The sequence below is a fragment of the Glutamicibacter sp. NPDC087583 genome (genome assembly GCF_044743685.1).
Classification (GTDB): domain Bacteria; phylum Actinomycetota; class Actinomycetes; order Actinomycetales; family Micrococcaceae; genus Glutamicibacter.
Map to the genome: position 1 here is coordinate 62,640 of NZ_JBIUWY010000004.1, position 18,285 is coordinate 80,924.

The window sequence follows — 18,285 nt, forward strand, 5'->3', positions numbered from 1 at the left end:
CTTCTCCTAGCTCGTTGCGTCGATGACCATGTCACGGATTTCCTTCGGCGGACCTGCATCCAGTGGACGCCAATCGGTGAGTTCCGAATACGCGATCATGCGTTGCTGGGTCGAGTACTTCGGATGGCAGGTGGTCATGGTCAAGATGGACTTCGTTGGTTCCACTCCCCACTGGTGCGGGGTAGGCAACAGGACATCGCCATTGGATGGAGCCACAATCTCGGTGGCGTACCAGGTGTAGGTGTAATACCCCTGTGCAGTCTGCAGATAGATCTTGTCGCCGTCTTGCAGCTTGTCAATATCCCAGAAGACCTGGCCATGGGTCTGGCGGTGGGCCGCTACGGCGAAGTTGCCCAGCTCCCCCGGTTGCTGCGTGGTCGGGTAATAGCCAATGCCGAGGTTATCGATCACGTGGTCTTCCACTCCGTAGGTCACCGGGTGGTGCGATCCGCTAGCGCCAAAGCGCGGGAAATACATGATCCCGAAAGTTTCTCCGGGAGCCACTTCCGTGACCGGAGCCGGACCGTAGTCCTTCTCCTCTTCCTCCTCGTTGCCTTCCGGCACCACGACCTCGCCAAGTTCTTGCACGAGGTTTGCGGTGACTTCCTTCTGGGCCTGGGCCGAGTCGATATTCGTCCACCACAGTTCCCACACCACGTAGAGCATCAGCAAGATGCCAAGGGTGATCAGCAGTTCGCCAAAGAATCCGGCAATACGGTTTCCTGCCGACGGTCGTCGGTGCTGCATGCGACGTCCCTGCGCAGTGGCTGATCGGTTCACGGCGGTCTGGCTCCTTAAGGGAAAGAAATGCGCGAAATAGGTCAACTAAGATGGGTCGATACTGGCCAAAACCCAGAGTTCCAGCGGGTAACGGCTAGTATGGAAGCTACGTAGGAATGCACTAAGCAGTTCTCAGCATTCTTGCACCCAAGCCTACCGGGAAGACCTGAAGGTCACCCACATTTACTACATTAAGCAGATGAAGCCGAGGGAGCATTCGAGTGCCGGAGTCAAAGCCACGACGCAAGAAGAATTCACAGCCGCAGGAGACGCGCCAGAGCGCCCATGCCATCGATAAGCCGATGCCGGGCTGGTACAAGCCAGTCATGTTCGGACTGATGCTTCTGGGCCTGCTGTGGATCATCGTTTATTACGTTTCGCAGACCCTGTACCCGATTCCGAATATCGGCGGTTGGAACATCGTTGTCGGCTTCGGTATTGCGATGGTCGGCTTTTTCATGACAACGGGCTGGAAATAGCCGTATCGCCGGCCCCCTGCTGAGGGGGCCGGCGAAGTTGTTTAATGGCGGCTTTTGATATTAGTGGCTGACGGCTTTCAAGCCGATGATGCAACCAACCAATCCGAGAATGAAGACCATCTTCAGTACGCTGAAGGCTTCCTGTCCGGTGGCCATCGAGTAAATGACGGCAAGCGAGGCTCCGATGCCTACCCAGATGGCATATGCAGTGCCGACGGGAATTTCCTTCATGGCGTAGGCCAGTCCACCCATGGACACAACCAGCGCCGCGAAGAAGACGATGGTCGGAACGAGTTTGGAGAACCCCTCGCTCATGCCAAGAGCGATGGCCCATACCGCTTCGAATAGTCCGGAAACGATCAAAATTACCCAATGCATGCCAGATACTTCCTGGCCGTCTTGTCGCGCTCCGGGTACGGCTCCCTCGTCCGGGTCCAAGCAATGATTGCTGGTGACCACCTCAGGCTAGCAAATGCAGGCCTTGCTGTCTCGCGGCTGTGACCAAAATGCCACCTATCCTCGCGAGGATCTGCGAGTCCACAGCCCAGCGCTGAAAATACAGTGGCACATCGATAAACCATTGCTCGTTGAGTACCTGCAGCCCGCTGGCTTTCTGCAGCTGCGTTTCTGGAACCATCCCCCACCCCATCCCCGCTTCTATGGCCGCAACGAACTGCATGGAATCTGGAACATGGTGGACTTGGCCTTCCGGTCGCGCTTTAGCCCCGGCAACCCGCTGGAGCATCTCATGCTGCAAGGGATCCTCACGATCGAAGACCACCATCGGAGTGCGAATGAGCTCTTCCACGGCCCCAGTAGGTACATGGCGTTGGACCACCGAAGCTTGCGCGGCTGCGCGATAGCGCAGTGCACCCAGTTTGTCACTGATGCAACCCTGGATATTCTCCTCCGCATTGGTGACCACGGCGCTGACGCGACCGGTTCGAAGTAGCTCCAGTCCCCTGTTTTCATCGGTACGCACTATTTCACAGGAGAGGTCTTCGAACTTCGCGAGCTCGTAGAATACCGGACCGAACCAAGTGGAGAGCGAATCCGCGTTGACTCCAATGGCGATCGGGATCGGATTTTCGGAGGCTATCTCTTTGGAGAACTCTGCACTGAGCAGCGTCATCTGTCGCGCATAGCGCAGAACTTTCAGTCCATGCTCGGTAGGCCTAACCGGGCGACTGCGGACGAGCAGGACTGCGCCCAGGCGGTTCTCCAAGGCCTTGATGCGCTGGCTGACGGCCGAAGCGGTCACTCCCAGATCAATCGAGGCATCATCGAAGCTTCCCGCATCAACTACCGCAAGCAGGGTTTCGAGGTGTTCCACATCCATGTTCACATTAGGAACTCTAATCTAGAATCAGAAACTTAAGTTCGACGCAGATCAGCTAATCTCTTACAGTTTCTACATGCTCTCTGGATCCTTGTTCTTCGGCTTTACCACTGGCCTGTCCCTCATCGTCGCCATCGGTGCGCAAAATGCGTTTGTGCTGCGCCAGGGAATCAGGAAAGAGCATGTTTTCATCACCGCTTTGGTGTGCTCATTATCAGATGCGATCCTGATTGCCGCCGGAGCCAGCGGCATGGGAGCGCTTGTCGACCGAGCGCCCTGGATATTGGTGATTGCGCGAATAGGCGGTTTCATCTTCCTGGCAAGCTACGCGATTTTCGCTTTCCGCCGAGCACTGAAGCCCGAGGCGCTGAAAGTCTCAGGGCTCCCCGGTGCAACAACAGCCGTCTCGATCATCGGAACGACGTTGGCCCTCACCTGGCTGAATCCACATGTCTATATCGACACGGTACTGCTTCTTGGTTCAATTGCTACTTCCCAAGCCGCAGGCGCACCCTATTTCGCCACTGGTGCGATCATTGCCAGCTTCACTTGGTTCTTCGCACTTGCCTACGCCGCACGTTTCCTTGCCCCGCTCTTTGCCAACCCCAAGGCGTGGCAGGTACTTGATGTACTTATCGGAATCGTCATGCTCATCTTTGCCAGCATGCTGATCCTGCCAGTTCTCACCAAGTAATCCACAGGCAAACACGCTTATCCACAGTGACTGTGAACAACTTTTATAAACAGTTGTTCACAAAGTTATCCACAGCTGGGGAGAACTTGGGCAGAGTTCACGATTTTTCGGATAAAGTACAGGTCAACTGGAATATTGGAAACTGAAATGACATGCTTGTAAGTTATTAACACTGTGGATTCCGGCTGTGGATAAGGCGTGATTCCGCTTATTGAACCGTGATTCTCATGATTCGTTTAAACTTTCGAACCCGAAGTTATTAACAGTCGGTGGATTCGTATATGCACTATCTACAGGGGTTGTTAAAAAGTTATCCACAACTGGGGACAAGGTTGTGAGTATTGGGTATTCCAAGGCGAATATCCCTGATATCACGGGGTCTTGGGGCTGTTAATAACCACTAGGCCTCGAGAGTTACACGCTTGTAAGTTATTAACAGTGTGGATAAGCAGTGTGGATAACTGCATTGCTTCTTTTCGAACTATCCCAAGGGCCACTTCACTGCTTCCGTGGAGAGGTAAAGGGCTGCCAGCAACGCAATCGACAAGGCCGTGAGTAAAAGTATCTGGTTACGCGCACGCTGTGGATTACTTCGCGGGATCAGCACAATGCAGCAGGCTGCGAGGATACCCAATATCGCTCCGCCCAGATGCCCCTGCCACGAAATACTGGGAATAACGAAGCCGAGAACGACATTCAGCGCCAGGATAATTCCCATGGAGCGAAGTGCCTGCTTGTTGGAACGGAACACTACGAAAGTTGCGAGGAACAAGCCTGCCAGTGCGCCCGAAGCGCCGAGCGTGGCGCTGATCGGGTTGCTCAGCAGGAGAACGCCTAGTGAACCGCCAAAAGCGCTGAGCAGGTATAGCCAGGTGAAGCGCAGCCGTCCCATCCTTGGTTCGAGCATGGTGCCGAAGATGTAGACGCCGTACATGTTCATGGCAAGGTGCAAGAAGGAGCTCGTGGAGTGGGCAAAGGCGCTGGTGATCAGGCGCCATGGCTCATAGGCGGCCAGAGCCGGCGCAAGTACAAGCTGATTGGTGAATCCAGGGATGATCCACTGCAGCAGATACACCAGCACGTTCAGGCCGATGAAAGTGTAGGTGATAACAGGAGCACCGGATCGAGCCCGGCCACCGAATTGGGTCTTCTGCCGCGGCAGGTTCTTATTGGCTTGCGCGACGCAGTCTACGCATTGCACACCTACAGGCGCAGAGACCTGGCACTGCGGGCAGACCGGACGTCCGCACCGGTGGCATGAAACATAGGACACCGTCTGCGAGTGTCGATAGCACGTCGGAGTTGCTTGGCCCTCTGGGAAAACCTGTCCAAAGGACATCAGTACCTGCCTTGAGTTGGGGGAGAAGGATTAAATACTCGAGGCCCCGACAATGCCGCTAGGGAATCGTCAGAGCCTCGGGTTGGTGCGCCTGTGTTGTTACAGGGTCTCGATGTCGACCGAGTTGATAACGACGTCTTCCAGTGGCTTGTCACGGCCATCGGTAGCAACGGCGTTCAGCGCGTCAACGATCTTGCGCGAGTCAGCGTCAAGGACTTCACCGAAGATGGTGTGCTTGCCCTGCAGCCAGGTGGTAGGAACGGTGGTGATGAAGAACTGCGAACCGTTGGTTCCACGGCCCATGCGGATGCCCGCGTTGGCCATGGCCAGCTTGTAAGGCTCGTTGAAGTTCAGTTCTGGGTGGATCTCATCATCGAACTGGTAGCCTGGGCCGCCGAAGCCCTGGCCCAGTGGGTCGCCACCCTGAATCATGAAATCAGAAATGATGCGGTGGAAGATGGTTCCGCTGTACAGCGGGGTGTTGGTCTTCTTGTCACCGGATTCTGGGTGTACCCACTCCTGCTCACCGGTCGAGAGGCCAACGAAGTTCTTTACGGTCTTTGGTGCGTGATTGCCGAAGAGATCGACAACGATATCGCCCAAAGTAGTGTGAATCGTGGCTTTATGAGTTGCGTTTGCGGTCATGCCTTCATTCTTCCATGATCTATGCTCGACCCGCTAAATACTGACGTACGCGTTGAGAGAAAATTTGGACCATTCTTAGGTTGCTTGTCCGATACTGCTGGCCACTGGGCATAGAACTGCCTAGTCTTGAACTGTCGGTTAGCGTGAATTTTTTCGGATCGGGAGCAATGCATGAGCAAGAAGAGCAAAGCAGGAAAAGTACTAGCCGTTGGCTTGATTGCGGGACTTGTCGCAGTGCTGGTAGCTGTGTGGAAGGCCTCGAAACCAATTGAGGATCCATGGGAAAACGAACCACTTCCTGCACAACCGCACGAGCCTGTTGAATCGCGTGAAGCCAGCGTGGAAGAAATCCGCGAAATCCTCGAAGATGACAAATAAAGCCGTCTAGGCTGCTTTTGGTTGGGCTTGCCCTCGAATCACGAGGGCAAGCCCAACAAGTATCACGGCCAACCCGGCATAGGTAGCGATAGGAACTACCTGCCCCAAGAACATTGCCGCTAGGATTGCCGCGCCAGGAATCTCGAGCAGAATCAGCGTCGAGACCGTGAGCGGACCGAGCACGCTGAGCAAATGATTCATGGCGGTATGGCCAAAGATCTGCGCGCAAAGCGTCAGCAGAATGATCGCCATCCATCCTCGGGCGTCGAAACCCCAAATCGGCGTTCCAGTCAGGAAACACAGGATTAGCAGCACTGCGGCGGTAATGGCATAGCAGCTCGAGGCATACGTTGTAGTTCCCAAGGTCCTGCGAGCCACGGATCCGGCCAGCGTGTACACAGCGGCCAAGACGCCACCGGCTAGTGCCAAGAGGTCGCCAATGATGGCATCACGTCCCAGCCCCATGTCGAATCCCGTGATGATGATTGCACCAAGCAGCGCAATGCCCATGCCAAGGAAAACCTGCGTTCGATATTTGGTTCCGCGAAGAACCTGGTAAATCGCGATCCAGACACCTTGGATGCACACCAGTGCCGTTCCAGCAGCCACGCTGGTTAGTCGCATCGAATACATGAAGCACACGAAATGCAGTGCGAGAGCTACACCTGCTACCCCGGTCAAGAACCATTCTCGCCCGGTCATCTGCAGATAAGTTGTGGAGTTCTTTCGCAGTGCCGGTGCGCTGAGCGCGGCCGCCGCAGCTCCATTGCGCCAAAAGGCCATGGAGAGAACCGGGACACCAGGGAAGGCGGCAATAATGGGGCCAGATGCCGAAATCCCGAGAATTCCGACCAAGGCAAGCAAGATGGTCACCAACCAAGATTACAGTTTCCCAGCGCATGGGCTTCATTCGAACTTGGAACGTGCCGGATCCGGTGAAGACTTGGACAGGTCAAGATATTCTTATGATGGAATACTTTTATCCGTGCCGCACTCTCGAACTATTTAGCGTCTTTTCTCCGCCAATAAGCTGCGATCAATGCGCCGGACAAGTTATGCCAAACAGAGAATACGGCACCTGGCAGAGCGGCTTCAGGCGAGAAGTATTGCTTCGCTAGCCCACCGGCGAGGCCTGAATTCTGCATGCCGACTTCGATGGCGATTGTTCGCCGGGAAGCTTCGGGAACGCGCAACAGGACACCCATGGCATACCCCAAAGCCAGGCCCAGGGCATTATGCAAAATGACCGCAACCAGGACCAGCAGGCCAGCAGTCAAAATCGTCTGTGCACTGCCCGCGACGATGACCGTCACCACGAAGGTGATGGCTAGTACCGACAGCCATGGCAGCACACCACCGATCTTCGCCACGAACTGGTTGAACAGCATGCGCAGGACGATGCCTAGGACCACAGGGATCAATACGATCTTGATGACGCTGACGGCCATGGATCCAGCATCGACTGGCATGTACTGGCCAGCCAGCCACAAGGCCAGCGCCGGGGTCAACAGCGGTGCGAGCAAGGTCGACACGGACGTCATGGCAACGGACAGGGCGACATTGCCTCGAGCCAGGTAGGAAACCACATTCGATGCCGTGCCTCCTGGTGCGCAGCCAACCAGGATCAGGCCGGCGGCCAAGGCAGGTTCAAGCTGCAGCAGCGTGGCGACCAGCCAGCCCATGGATGGCATCACGATGAACTGCGCTGCGACACCGCCGAGCACCGGCAACGGGTTCTTGAACACCAGGGCGAAGTCTGGCAAGGTCAGCGTCAGCCCCATGCAGAACATGATCACCATCAGCAGGGGATTTATCCATCCGGAAAACCCCACGAACGCTTGGGGAACGAGCATTCCGCACAGTCCGCCCAGCAAAATCAGCACAGGGAATAGCAACACCGCGATGCGGGAGTCTTTTTCGTTCTTATTGGCATTTGCCGCCACGGCGGAAGGGCTGGACTGTTCATAGGACACCTAGGTATTTTGCCACTAAAGAGTTGCGGCCACAACGAGACAGCTGAAGTTAATCCACTACCCTTGTCATATTCACTTGCGTGTAATTGACGAAAAGCATGCTGAAGATGTGAAGGTAGCAATCGTCGCTGAATCGTTCCTTCCCCATTTCAATGGGGTCACCAACTCAATCCTCAAGACGCTGGATCACCTCAGGCAGACTGGCCAGGAGGCCGTGGTCATTACCCCTGCAGGCTCGCTGGCAGGGGAGCTGTCGGGCCATGGCGTGCCAAAGCTCTATCAGGGCTTCAAGATCCTCACAGTTCCGTCGATGCCTTTGGCAAGCTATCCCGAGGTTCGGGTAGCTGCCACCAGTGTGGCGCGCCTGCGCAAGATGCTGGCTCGAGAGCGCGTCGACGTAGTTCATCTGGCTAGCCCGTTCATCCTTGGATGGCAGGCTCTGCGCGCTGCACAGGAACTCGAATTGCCCACCGTGGCGCTGTATCAGACCGAGGTTCCCAGCTACGCGGCACGCTACAAAATGCCGTGGCTGACGCAGAGGCTCTGGGATCACGTCAGAGCGATCCACACGGGTGCGGACCTCACTCTGGTTCCAAGCACGTTTTCCTACCACCAGCTCGAATCTCTGGGCGTTCCGCGGCTTGCCATTTCAGGCAGGGGAGTAGATACAGCGCAGTTCACGCCAAGACGGCGAAGCGAGCAGTTCAGGCAGGCGGTTGCCCCGAATGACGAGGTAGTCATTGGCTACGTCGGCCGGCTGGCAGCAGAGAAGCAGGTCGCGGACCTGCAGGCCCTGGCGAGTCTTGAGAATACTCGGCTGGTGATCGTCGGTTCCGGCCCACTCGAGGACGAACTGCGCAGCCTTTTGCCCAACGCCCACTTCACCGGTTTCCTTTCCGGGGAACGCTTGGCCGAGGTCATGGCTTCGATGGACATCTTTGTGCATCCTGGCGCCTCAGAGACCTTTTGCCAGACCATTCAGGAAGCCATGGCCTGTGGTGTGCCTGTCGTGGCCGTAGGCCGTGGGGGACCGCTGGATCTGGTGGATTCCTCGCGCACGGGCTGGCTCTATCAGCCAGGAAACCTTAGTGAGCTGCGCAGTCGGGTCAGCGACTTGGCCTATGACGATGCGAAACGGCTGGCTTTTGCCAGCGCTGCGCTTAGCAGTGTCCAGGATCGGTCCTGGCACAGCATTGGCGAGCAGCTTATTGGACACTATGAGCATGTCCGGATGGCCCGGATCCGGCACTAGCGAAATAGAATTTTCTTCTGGATACGCAAAAGGCGGAAAGTTTTCACTTTCCGCCTTTTGGCAAATGTGGAGCCTAGGAGAATCGAACTCCTGACATTCTGCTTGCAAAGCAGACGCTCTACCAACTGAGCTAAGGCCCCGTATTCAATTTTGAAGTTTCCACTCCAAGATCAATTCATCCGAATCAATCAAAAAGAATTAGCGGAAAGTTTTCACTTTCCGCCACTTTCTTTTGTGGAGCCTAGGAGAATCGAACTCCTGACATTCTGCTTGCAAAGCAGACGCTCTACCAACTGAGCTAAGGCCCCAAAAGCTTTAGGAAACTTTATCGGCTACCTGATGCCAGGTTTCCTTCGTTTCCGACGAAGCCTTCGCTTTCTTGACCAAGACTACTGCAGCAGCCGCGATCGATGCGAGAACCAGGAACTTTTTCATTACTCCCTCTTTCTCTCCAGCAAGGTTTCCGTGGGCGTACCAAGACTTGAACTTGGGACCTCTTCGTTATCAGCGAAGCGCTCTAACCGCCTGAGCTATACGCCCTTGCTTTTGTTTTTGTTCCCTTCGGAACGAAATAAAACTTTACCGGTGTTCTCCCAAAGATACAAATCGAGCCCGGGTGTCATGCATCACAGCATGAATCCCGGGCTCGACTTGGGGTGTTCCTAGTCGTCGGTGAGGGTCACTCCGGCTCCGCCGACCAGTGAAGCAGCAATGTTGTACAGCACCGCGCCAAGCATGGAGACCACGGAAATTACCACTACGTTCACCACTGCGATGATCGTCGCGTAGGAAGCCACCTGGCCCAGCGACATGGTGTCGCGCAGGTCGAAGTTGCCGTCGGCGCCAATGGCCTCGCGCATCAGCTGGTTGAACGCATCAAAGGTTCCGGTCAGATCCAAGACAGCCCAGATGCCCACGGCGGCAACCACGGTGATCACACCGAAAGCTACCGAGAGCAGGAAGGCCAGCTTCAGAACCGAGAAGGGCTCCACCTTGGAAACCAGCAGGCGGGCCTTGCGGACCTTCGCCTTGGGCGCTGGACGAACCAGGCGATCCTGGCCATTGGCCGGACGCTGCTGGCTGGTTGGGCGCTGCGCCGCTCCTGTCGGGCGCTGGCCCGCTGGACGTGCCTGGCCTGCTGCTGGTCGTGCGCCGGCGCTAGCCGGACGGGCGCCAGTACCGGTCGGAGCTGGACGCTTTACCTGGGTAGGTCGCGGCGCTGCGCTCTTCGGGGCACCGCCGCTGGGGCGTGGCGTCGAGGGCGTGCTCATGCGTTACCTCCGTTAGTGTTGTCATCATTTTCCGCGCCGGATTCGTTTTCTGGCACAGCCGATGACTCATCGATCGTGTTTTCTGCGTCCAACGTTACGGCATCTTCCTCCAAGTTCTCTTCGAGCTCGGTCTCAGAGTTCTTGGCAACCGCAAGGATCCGGTCCTTCTTGTCCGGCTTGGCGAAGATGACGCCCATCGTGTCGCGGCCCTTGGAAGGAACCTGCGAAACGGCCGAGCGGACCACCTTGCCCGAGCCCATCACCACCAAGACCTCATCGGTCTCGTCGACGATCAGCGCGCCAACCAGCTCACCGCGTTCCTCGTTGAGCTTGGCCACCTTAATGCCCAAACCACCGCGGGATTGCACACGGTATTCCTCGACGGTGGTGCGCTTGGCGTAGCCCTCGTTGGTCACGGTGAAGACATAGGAGCCTTCGCGGACCACATCGGCTGCCAGCAGTTCATCGTCTTCGCGGAACTTCATACCGGTCACGCCCGAGGTTGCACGGCCCATGGGGCGCAGCGCGGTATCGGTGGCGGTGAAGCGGACCGACTGGCCCTTGCGTGAGACGAGCATCACGTCATCGGATTCGCTGACCAGCTGCGCGGAGACCAGTTCATCGTCCTCGCGCAGGTTGATCGCGATCACGCCGGCGGTGCGGTTAGTGTCGTAATCCTCCAGGCGGGTCTTCTTGACCAAGCCGTTGCGGGTAGCCAGCATCAGGTAGGCCGCATCCTGGTAGGTGCGCAGGTCCAGCACCTGGGCAATGTGCTCGTCCGGCTGGAAGGCCATCACGTTGGCTACGTGCTGGCCCTTGGCATCGCGGCCGGCCTCGGCCAGCTCGTAGCACTTGGTGCGGTAAACCCGGCCGTGGTTGGTGAAGAACAGCAGCCAGTTGTGGGTCGAGGTGACGAAGAAGTGCTCCACCACGTCGTCCCCGCGCAGGTTCGCGCCCTTGATGCCCTTGCCGCCACGTGCCTGCGAACGGTAGTTGTCGATGCGGGTGCGCTTGACGTAGCCGCCGCGGGTGATGGTGACGACCATTTCCTCTTCGGGAATCAGGTCTTCGACGCTCATGTCGCCGTCGTAGCCCATCAGCACCTTGGTACGGCGCTCGTCCCCGTGCTTGTCGACGATCTCGGCCAGTTCTTCGGAGACGATCTGGCGCTGGCGTGCCGGATCGGCGATGATCGCCTCGAATTCAGCGATCATGCGCTCGAGCTCGGCGTGGCGGTCCTGGATCTTCTGGCGCTCGAGGGCGGCCAGGCGGCGCAGCTGCATATCGAGGATGGCGCGGGCCTGGTTCTCGTCGATGTCCAGCAGCTCCATCAGCCCGTCACGCGCCGCCTCGGTGGTAGCCGAACGGCGAATCAAGGCGATGACCTCGTCCAGGGCATCCAGGGCCTTGAGCAGGCCGCGCAGGATGTGGGCTTCTTCCTCGGCCTTCTTCAGACGGTATTCGGTACGGCGGACGATCACTTCGATCTGGTGGGTGACCCAGTGGCGGATGAATCCATCCAGCGGCAGGGTGCGCGGCACCCCGTCGACGATCGCGAGCATGTTGGCCGAGAAGTTGGACTGCAGCTCGGTGTGCTTGTACAGGTTGTTCAGCACTACCTTGGCCACGGCATCGCGCTTGAGCACGATGACCAGGCGCTGGCCGGTGCGGCCCGAGGTCTCGTCGCGCATGTCGGCGATGCCGGCGATCTTGCCGTCGCGGACCAGTTCGGCGATCTTCACCGCGAGGTTATCCGGGTTGGCCATGTACGGCAGTTCGGTGACCACCAGGCAGGTGCGTCCCTGGATTTCCTCCACGTTGACCACTGCGCGCATGGTGATCGAGCCGCGGCCGGTGCGGTAGGCATCGGCGATGCCCTTGGTGCCCAGGATCATGGCGCCGGATGGGAAGTCCGGGCCCTTCACGCGCAGCATCAGCTCGGCGAGCAGCTCCTCGCGCGAAACTTCCGGGTTCTTCAAGTACCACTGCACGCCCTCGGCGACTTCGCGCAGGTTGTGCGGCGGGATGTTGGTGGCCATGCCCACGGCGATGCCGGAGGAGCCGTTGACCAAAAGGTTGGGGAAACGCGCCGGAAGAACCGTTGGTTCCTGGTTCTTGCCGTCGTAGTTGTCCTGGAAATCAACGGTGTTCTCGTTGATGTCGCGGACCATTTCCATGGCCAGCGGGGCCATCTTGGTTTCGGTGTAACGCTGGGCGGCGGCGCCGTCGTTGCCCGGGGAGCCGAAGTTGCCCTGGCCCAGGGCCAGCGGGTAGCGCATGACCCAGTCCTGGATCAGGCGGACCAGCGCATCGTAGATCGCGGTGTCGCCGTGCGGGTGGTACTGGCCCATGACTTCGCCGACCACGCGGGCGCACTTGTTGTACGAGCGCTCAGGGCGGTAGCCGCCGTCGTACATTGCGTACAGCACGCGGCGGTGCACCGGCTTCAGGCCATCGCGCACATCCGGCAGCGCGCGGCCGACAATAACGGCCATGGCGTAGTCGAGGTACGAACGCTGCATTTCGGTCTGCAGGTCGATCTGGTCGATGCGACCGCCTTCTGGGACCGGCTCGATGATCTCGCCGTCCATTGGTGCGTTCTCAGGGGTTTGCTCGTCGCTCAATTTCTTCCCTTACAAGTCAAAAAAGTCTTCGGTGGATATCTGTGGTGGCGGCGGCCGGCTAGATATCCAGGAAGCGCACGTCCTTGGCGTTCTGCTGGATGAAGTTACGGCGGGACTCGACGTCCTCGCCCATCAGCACGGAGAACACCTCGTCCGCGGCTGCGGCGTCGTCCATGGTGACCTGGCGCAGCGTGCGGTGTTCCGGATCCATGGTGGTGTCCCACAGTTCCGAGTAGTCCATCTCGCCCAGGCCCTTGTAGCGCTGGATGCCGTTGTCCTTGGGCAGGCGCTTGTTGGCGGCCTGGCCGGCAAGCAGCTCCTGGTCGCGTTCCTTGTCGGTGAACACGTAGTCATGCGGCGCATTGGACCACTTGATGCGGTACAGCGGCGGGGCTGCCAGGTAGACGTAGCCGTGCTCGATCAGCGGGCGCATGAAGCGGAAGATCAAGGTCAGCAGCAGCGTGGTGATGTGCTGGCCGTCCACGTCGGCATCGGCCATCAGCACGATCTTGTGGTAGCGCAGCTTGGCCATGTCGAACTCTTCGCCGATGCCGGTGCCGAAGGCGGTGATCATCGCCTGCACTTCGGCATTGCCCAGCGCGCGGTCCAGGCGGGCACGTTCCACGTTCAGGATCTTGCCGCGCAGCGGCAGGATGGCCTGGGTGTGCGGGTCGCGTCCGCGCTTGGCGGAGCCGCCTGCGGAGTCGCCCTCCACGATGAACACTTCGCACTCGGCAGGGTTCTTCGAGGAGCAGTCCGAGAGCTTGCCCGGCATGCCGAAGGATTCCATCGGCGACTTGCGGCGGGCGTTGTCGCGGGCCTTGCGGGCGGCCATGCGGGCCTGCGAAGCCAGTTGGGCCTTGCGGATGATGTCGCGGGCCACGTTCGGGTTGCGCTCGAACCAGTCGCCCAGTTCCTCGTTGACCACGCCCTGGACGAAGCCTCGGGCCATCGAGTTGCCCAGCTTGGTCTTGGTCTGGCCCTCGAACTGGGGCTCGGAGAGCTTGACCGAAATCACGGCGGTCAACCCTTCGCGGGCGTCCTCGCCGGTGAGGTTGTCGTCCTTTTCGCGCAGGATCTTGTTATCGCGTGCGTAGCGGTTGAGCAGGCCGGTCAGGGCCGCGCGGAAGCCCTCTTCGTGGGTGCCGCCTTCATGGGTGTTGATGGTGTTCGCGTAGGTGTGCACGGATTCGGCGTAGGCGCTGGTCCACTGCATCGCGATTTCCAGGCTGATGCCGCGGGCAGCATCTTCGGATTCGAAGGCGATGACCTCGTCGTGGACCAGTTCGATCTTCTTGGCGGCGTTCAGGTGCTTGACGTAGTCCAGCAGGCCGTCCTTGTACAGGTAGTCCACCGTGCGCGGCTTGACTACCTGGTTCTCGATTTCCTCCTCGACCTCGGCCTCGGGCTCTTCGTTGTCCTGCACTCGCTCATCGGTGAGGGTGATGCGCAGGCCCTTGTTCAGGAAGGCCATCTGCTGGAAACGGGCGCGAAGCGTCTCGAAATCGAATTCGGTGGTCTCGAAGATTTCCGGATCCGGGTAGAAGGTCTGGCTGGTGCCGGTCAGCTCGGTTTCTTCGCCCTTGGTCAGCTCCTGGACGGTGTGGCCGCCGTTGCCGAAGCCGATGCGCCACGCATGGCCCTGGCGGCGCACGATGGTGTCGACCTTCTCGGACAGGGCGTTCACCACGGAGATGCCCACACCGTGCAGGCCGCCGGAGACCGCGTAGCCGCCGCCGCCGAACTTGCCGCCTGCGTGCAGGATGGTCATGACAACCTCTACGGTTGGCTTGCCCTCGGTTGGGTGGATGTCTACTGGGATGCCGCGGCCGTTATCTTCACAGCGCACGCCGCCATCGGCCTGCAGCGTGACGTTGATGGTGTCGCAGTAGCCAGCCAGCGCCTCATCGACGGAGTTGTCGACGACTTCGTAGACCAAGTGGTGCAGGCCTCGAGGGCCGGTGGAACCGATGTACATGCCCGGGCGTTTGCGTACCGCTTCGAGTCCTTCGAGGACGGTAATATCCTGGGCGCCGTAAGTGTGTTCGACTTTGGAAGTCATCGATTCCGCGGGGGCTTGGCTTTCAGCCGGTTCCTGCGGTGAAGCATTTTCGGTAGACACGGGTGCTACGAACTCCTCGGATTTGGCGCGCGATTGCCCGCTGCAATGGATTCAGCGCGTCAGGCAATCATGGTCTGGAGGGACACCGCCGCCGGGCAAGCCCGCAGCGGAGTCATTTCACTACCTCTAATTCTACCGCGTAGACCAAAATAAACGGTGACTTTGAGGCCTAAATCGCCCACCAAAAGCTGCTAATTGACGTTCTGAGGCAGTTGGGGCGATCAAGTGTGGGGGGATCCACCCTCCGGGTCCGTGAGTGCGCCATATGCCGTGCCAGCAATTTCTACCCGTATGTGTCGCGTGGACCCCGGCCGGCCACCGAACGCATGCCATGGCGCCAGGAGGGAGCATTAGGCCCGAGCACCTTGATCACGGTGACGATCCCGGGACCCAACTCGGCATCGAATTTCTTCAGAATATCGTGGCTGAGCAGGCGCATTTGCGCAGCTCTCGCTGTTGTATCGCAGCGCATCACCACCACCGTGTCTTCAAAGGATTCCGGCTTGCAGTGCTTCGCGTTCTCCACGCCAATGATGTCGGGCCAGCGGCCGAGTACCGATCCGACCGCGACCTGGGTGTTCCAGCCGCGGGACTTGGACAAGCGGGAGACTACTTCGCCGATGGCGCGCGGATCGCGGATCGCCCCCTCGGCGGATTCCGGCTTTTCAGCGGCGAATCCGCGGCGGGCGGCTTTTCGCTTGCGCACTTTGTCCATGCGCGCCGCATCTATGCGCTTCTCGCCACGTTCTTCGGCGAGCTTCCGCATGCGGTTGAGCAGTGCTTTGGCCGCATCGATCTCTGGATCGAAGCGGTGTTCATCCCGTTCTGATGGCTCATGCATCGACAACCTGGCCAGGGGAGACCTGGAAGAAATGTCCCTTCAGTGCTTCTGGAACATCTTCGACAACGGCGGCGGTCACCAGAACCTGCTCGGCTCCGGCAACGATATGCGCCAAACGATCACGACGGGTGGTGTCCAGTTCGGCAAAGACATCATCAAGGATCAGGATGGGTCCGGAACCTGGGCGCGGATCGTCATCGCCGAAAACACGGTAGGCGGCAAGGCGCAGGGCCAGGGCAAAGGACCAGGTTTCCCCGTGCGAGGCATAGCCCTTGGCAGGGGTCGGTCCCAGGATCAGGGTCAGATCGTCCCGGTGCGGTCCAAAGAGCGAAATTCCGCGGTCGACTTCCCGACTGCGATTAACTTCAATGGCGTTCAGCAGCAGTTCCTGGATTTCTTCTTGGTCCAAGGATTCAAGGTCCTCTGCCGGAAGGCTGTTTTCATCGAGTTCGCCCTCGAGCGAGGACCGGTAGACGGCGCGCGCTTCCTTCGCGCCATCGGCCAAATCCGCGTAGGCGGCCTGCATGTACGGGCGAATCAAGGCCAGGACGTCAAGGCGTCCGCGGATCAATCGAGCGCCCGTCAAGGCCAACTGCAGATCCCAGGCCTTGAGGGTGTTTTCCTGCGAGGTGCTCAGCTTGGACTTGCCGCGGATGGATTTGAGCAGGGCATTGCGTTGCTTCACGATGCGGTCGTAGTCGTTCTTGGTGCCGGCTTCTACCGGGCGCAGGGCTACCAGGAGCTCGTCCAAGAACTTGCGGCGGTTGGACGGGTCGCCCTTGATCAGCGCCATGTCCTCCGGGGCGAAGAGCACGGTGCGCACCATGCCCAGGATCTCCCGAGCGCGAACCGGGTTGGCCCGGTTGATGCGGGCACGATTGATCTTGCCACTGGTGATTTCGACCTCGATCACTGTGGTTTGCGGGCCGCGATGCACGGTGCCGCGGATCAGCGCGCGCTCAGAACCGAAATGCAGCAAAGGGGCGTCATTGCTCACGCGATGCGAAGAGAGATTGGCCAAATAGCCAACGGACTCAACGATATTGGTTTTGCCGACGCCGTTGGGGCCGATCAGAACGTTGATCCCAGGGGCCAGGTGCACGTCGGCCTGCGCATACGAGCGGAAGCCCGTGAGTGAAAGCTGCGAGATATACACCGAGGTCCTGACAGAAAGAAGGTGGTGGATGGCTTTAGCCATCCACCACGAAATTGGCTTAGTTCGAGTTGGGCAACCGAACCGGCATCACGAGGTAGCGATACTGGTCCTGGTCATCCTCGTCCAGCTTCTTCTGGCCGGTCAGCATGGCCGGCTTGGGCGCACTGGTGAAGGAGAAGCGCACGAAATCGGTATTGAAGGAGTTCAGGCCTTCGGACAAGAAGGTCGGGTTGAAGGCAACGACGATGTCTTCGCCGCGAAGAGACGCAACAATAGCTTCTTCAGCCTGCGCGTCTTCGCCGGTGCCAGCATCCAAGGTCAGCTGGCCATCGGTAAAAGCCATGCGAACTGGGGTATTGCGTTCGGCAACCACCGATACACGACGAACAGCTTCCATCAGCTCGCTGGTGCGAACGGTGGCATGGATTGGGGTGTCGCTTGGGAACAGCGAGCGGATCTTCGGGTATTCGCCATTGATCAGCAGCGAAGTGGTCCGGCGGTTGGAGCTTTCGAAGCCAACCATTTCTCCCTTCTCGCTCATTGCAAGCTTCAGCTCGCCAGAGCTCGAGAGAGTCTTGGCAACTTCGTTGAGGGTCTTGGCTTTGATCAGGAAGGAGGTCGAGATTTCTGCCTGGTTCGGAGTCCAATTGAGTTCACGCAGAGCCAGACGGTAGCGGTCCGTGGCCAAGAATGTGATCAGGTCATTTTCAATTTCAACCTTGATGCCGGTGAGAACTGGCAAGGTGTCGTCCTTGGACGCCGCAACGATAACCTGCGATACAGCTTCGGAGAATGCTTGGCCATCGATAGTGCCGGCGATAGCTGGAAGTTCAGGCAGGGTTGGGTATTCATCAACTGGCATGGTGGCCAGGTGGAATCGTGAACGGCCACAGGTCAGCGAGATCTTCGAGCCTTCGGTCTCCAAGGTGACCGTCGAGTTAGGCAGCGATCGGGTGATCTCAGCCAAGAGCTTGCCGGAAACCAAGATCGAACCCTGCTCAGAAATGTCCGCGGGAATCTCAATATGCGAGGAAATCTCATAGTCGAATCCCTCGAGCCGAACCAGGCCTTCATGGGTGGTGATGAGAATGCCAGCCAAAACAGGTGATGGTGGTCGCTGTGCCAGGGACCGGGCAGTCCAGGATACGGCGTCTGCCAATACATCCTTTTCAACGCTGAACTTCACGAAAAATCCGCCTTTCGGAACCCATAAGTCTTAAGTCAGGCCAAGAAGGTTGTTCCCTCGCCAAGTTCTTAAGCATAGAGCAGGTAATTGCACGTTTTATCCATCTAATCTTGCCACGCCCTGATAGCGCAACGTCTGCTCAATGAACGAAGTGTGGACGATGCAACAAAAAATTGTTCTGCACAGGATTTGGCTCGAGGGTGTGG

At 58.5% G+C, this 18,285-nt stretch carries 18 protein-coding genes, 3 tRNA genes and 1 riboswitch; of the genes, 4 read left to right on the forward strand and 17 right to left on the reverse strand.

The window, feature by feature from the left end; genetic code table 11:
- Nucleotides 1–6: 6 nt before the first annotated feature.
- Entirely contained in the window at nucleotides 7–780 is a 774-nt protein-coding gene (locus ACIOU9_RS11785; protein ID WP_332730521.1) for a class E sortase, read from the reverse strand.
- A gap of 221 nt (nucleotides 781–1,001) precedes the next feature.
- On the opposite strand from ACIOU9_RS11785, the gene ACIOU9_RS11790 reads away from it, so the two are divergent.
- On the forward strand, nucleotides 1,002–1,259 hold the full coding sequence (locus ACIOU9_RS11790; RefSeq protein WP_105658678.1) for a cell division protein CrgA: 258 nt from the start codon (nucleotides 1,002–1,004) through the stop codon (nucleotides 1,257–1,259).
- Nucleotides 1,260–1,319: 60 nt separating this feature from the next.
- Here ACIOU9_RS11790 and ACIOU9_RS11795 read toward each other — a convergent pair whose 3' ends face one another.
- Entirely contained in the window at nucleotides 1,320–1,637 is a 318-nt protein-coding gene (locus ACIOU9_RS11795; RefSeq protein ID WP_105658679.1) for a multidrug efflux SMR transporter, read from the reverse strand.
- An 11-nt stretch (nucleotides 1,638–1,648) separates the two neighbouring features.
- Nucleotides 1,649–1,714, reverse strand: a riboswitch (guanidine-III (ykkC-III) riboswitch).
- A gap of 5 nt (nucleotides 1,715–1,719) precedes the next feature.
- Nucleotides 1,720–2,598, reverse strand: coding sequence for an ArgP/LysG family DNA-binding transcriptional regulator (locus tag ACIOU9_RS11800; RefSeq protein WP_133833754.1), 879 nt, complete (start codon nucleotides 2,596–2,598; stop codon nucleotides 1,720–1,722).
- Between the two features lie 76 nt (nucleotides 2,599–2,674).
- On the opposite strand from ACIOU9_RS11800, the gene ACIOU9_RS11805 reads away from it, so the two are divergent.
- Complete coding sequence (locus ACIOU9_RS11805) at nucleotides 2,675–3,292, forward strand: LysE/ArgO family amino acid transporter (RefSeq protein ID WP_105658681.1); 618 nt, start codon at nucleotides 2,675–2,677, stop codon at nucleotides 3,290–3,292.
- Between the two features lie 481 nt (nucleotides 3,293–3,773).
- Here ACIOU9_RS11805 and ACIOU9_RS11810 read toward each other — a convergent pair whose 3' ends face one another.
- Nucleotides 3,774–4,493: a rhomboid family intramembrane serine protease gene (locus ACIOU9_RS11810; protein ID WP_166650743.1), complete on the reverse strand. Its 720-nt coding sequence runs from the start codon at nucleotides 4,491–4,493 to the stop codon at nucleotides 3,774–3,776.
- A gap of 237 nt (nucleotides 4,494–4,730) precedes the next feature.
- The gene (locus ACIOU9_RS11815; RefSeq protein WP_105658683.1) at nucleotides 4,731–5,276 is read right to left on the reverse strand and encodes a peptidylprolyl isomerase; all 546 of its coding nucleotides are present in this window, start codon (nucleotides 5,274–5,276) and stop codon (nucleotides 4,731–4,733) included.
- A 171-nt stretch (nucleotides 5,277–5,447) separates the two neighbouring features.
- Between ACIOU9_RS11815 and ACIOU9_RS11820 the strand changes: the two genes are divergently transcribed.
- The gene (locus ACIOU9_RS11820) at nucleotides 5,448–5,654 is read left to right on the forward strand and encodes a hypothetical protein (protein WP_105658684.1); all 207 of its coding nucleotides are present in this window, start codon (nucleotides 5,448–5,450) and stop codon (nucleotides 5,652–5,654) included.
- Nucleotides 5,655–5,660: 6 nt separating this feature from the next.
- Here ACIOU9_RS11820 and ACIOU9_RS11825 read toward each other — a convergent pair whose 3' ends face one another.
- Complete coding sequence (locus ACIOU9_RS11825; protein ID WP_402697008.1) at nucleotides 5,661–6,527, reverse strand: DMT family transporter; 867 nt, start codon at nucleotides 6,525–6,527, stop codon at nucleotides 5,661–5,663.
- 128 nt (nucleotides 6,528–6,655) lie between these two features.
- Nucleotides 6,656–7,627, reverse strand: a complete 972-nt coding sequence (locus ACIOU9_RS11830; protein ID WP_402697010.1) for a bile acid:sodium symporter family protein — start codon at nucleotides 7,625–7,627, stop codon at nucleotides 6,656–6,658.
- Between the two features lie 109 nt (nucleotides 7,628–7,736).
- Between ACIOU9_RS11830 and ACIOU9_RS11835 the strand changes: the two genes are divergently transcribed.
- Nucleotides 7,737–8,879, forward strand: coding sequence for a glycosyltransferase family 4 protein (locus tag ACIOU9_RS11835; RefSeq protein WP_402697012.1), 1,143 nt, complete (start codon nucleotides 7,737–7,739; stop codon nucleotides 8,877–8,879).
- Between the two features lie 67 nt (nucleotides 8,880–8,946).
- Here the strand turns inward: ACIOU9_RS11835 and ACIOU9_RS11840 are convergent.
- The 10 genes from ACIOU9_RS11840 to dnaN all read right to left on the reverse strand — a co-directional run bounded on the left by ACIOU9_RS11840 (nucleotide 8,947) and on the right by dnaN (nucleotide 18,079).
- A tRNA-Ala gene (locus ACIOU9_RS11840) sits at nucleotides 8,947–9,019 on the reverse strand.
- Between the two features lie 95 nt (nucleotides 9,020–9,114).
- Nucleotides 9,115–9,187 (reverse strand) — tRNA-Ala (locus ACIOU9_RS11845).
- A 7-nt stretch (nucleotides 9,188–9,194) separates the two neighbouring features.
- On the reverse strand, nucleotides 9,195–9,314 hold the full coding sequence (locus ACIOU9_RS11850; protein WP_219844366.1) for a DLW-39 family protein: 120 nt from the start codon (nucleotides 9,312–9,314) through the stop codon (nucleotides 9,195–9,197).
- 31 nt (nucleotides 9,315–9,345) lie between these two features.
- A tRNA-Ile gene (locus ACIOU9_RS11855) sits at nucleotides 9,346–9,419 on the reverse strand.
- Between the two features lie 122 nt (nucleotides 9,420–9,541).
- Nucleotides 9,542–10,150: a DUF3566 domain-containing protein gene (locus ACIOU9_RS11860; RefSeq protein ID WP_402697013.1), complete on the reverse strand. Its 609-nt coding sequence runs from the start codon at nucleotides 10,148–10,150 to the stop codon at nucleotides 9,542–9,544.
- Nucleotides 10,147–12,774 (reverse strand): DNA gyrase subunit A, encoded by a 2,628-nt coding sequence (gene gyrA, locus ACIOU9_RS11865; protein WP_402697014.1) that lies wholly within the window; start codon nucleotides 12,772–12,774, stop codon nucleotides 10,147–10,149. The genes ACIOU9_RS11860 and gyrA overlap by 4 nt, the downstream gene beginning before the upstream one ends.
- 58 nt (nucleotides 12,775–12,832) lie before the next feature.
- The gene (gene gyrB, locus ACIOU9_RS11870; RefSeq protein WP_219844139.1) at nucleotides 12,833–14,836 is read right to left on the reverse strand and encodes a DNA topoisomerase (ATP-hydrolyzing) subunit B; all 2,004 of its coding nucleotides are present in this window, start codon (nucleotides 14,834–14,836) and stop codon (nucleotides 12,833–12,835) included.
- Between the two features lie 343 nt (nucleotides 14,837–15,179).
- Nucleotides 15,180–15,737, reverse strand: a complete 558-nt coding sequence (locus tag ACIOU9_RS11875; RefSeq protein ID WP_105658690.1) for a DUF721 domain-containing protein — start codon at nucleotides 15,735–15,737, stop codon at nucleotides 15,180–15,182.
- Entirely contained in the window at nucleotides 15,730–16,893 is a 1,164-nt protein-coding gene (recF, locus tag ACIOU9_RS11880) for a DNA replication/repair protein RecF (RefSeq protein WP_105658691.1), read from the reverse strand. Before recF ends, ACIOU9_RS11875 begins: the two co-directional genes overlap by 8 nt.
- A 58-nt stretch (nucleotides 16,894–16,951) precedes the next feature.
- The gene (gene dnaN / locus ACIOU9_RS11885) at nucleotides 16,952–18,079 is read right to left on the reverse strand and encodes a DNA polymerase III subunit beta (protein ID WP_402697016.1); all 1,128 of its coding nucleotides are present in this window, start codon (nucleotides 18,077–18,079) and stop codon (nucleotides 16,952–16,954) included.
- Nucleotides 18,080–18,285 lie beyond the last annotated feature (206 nt).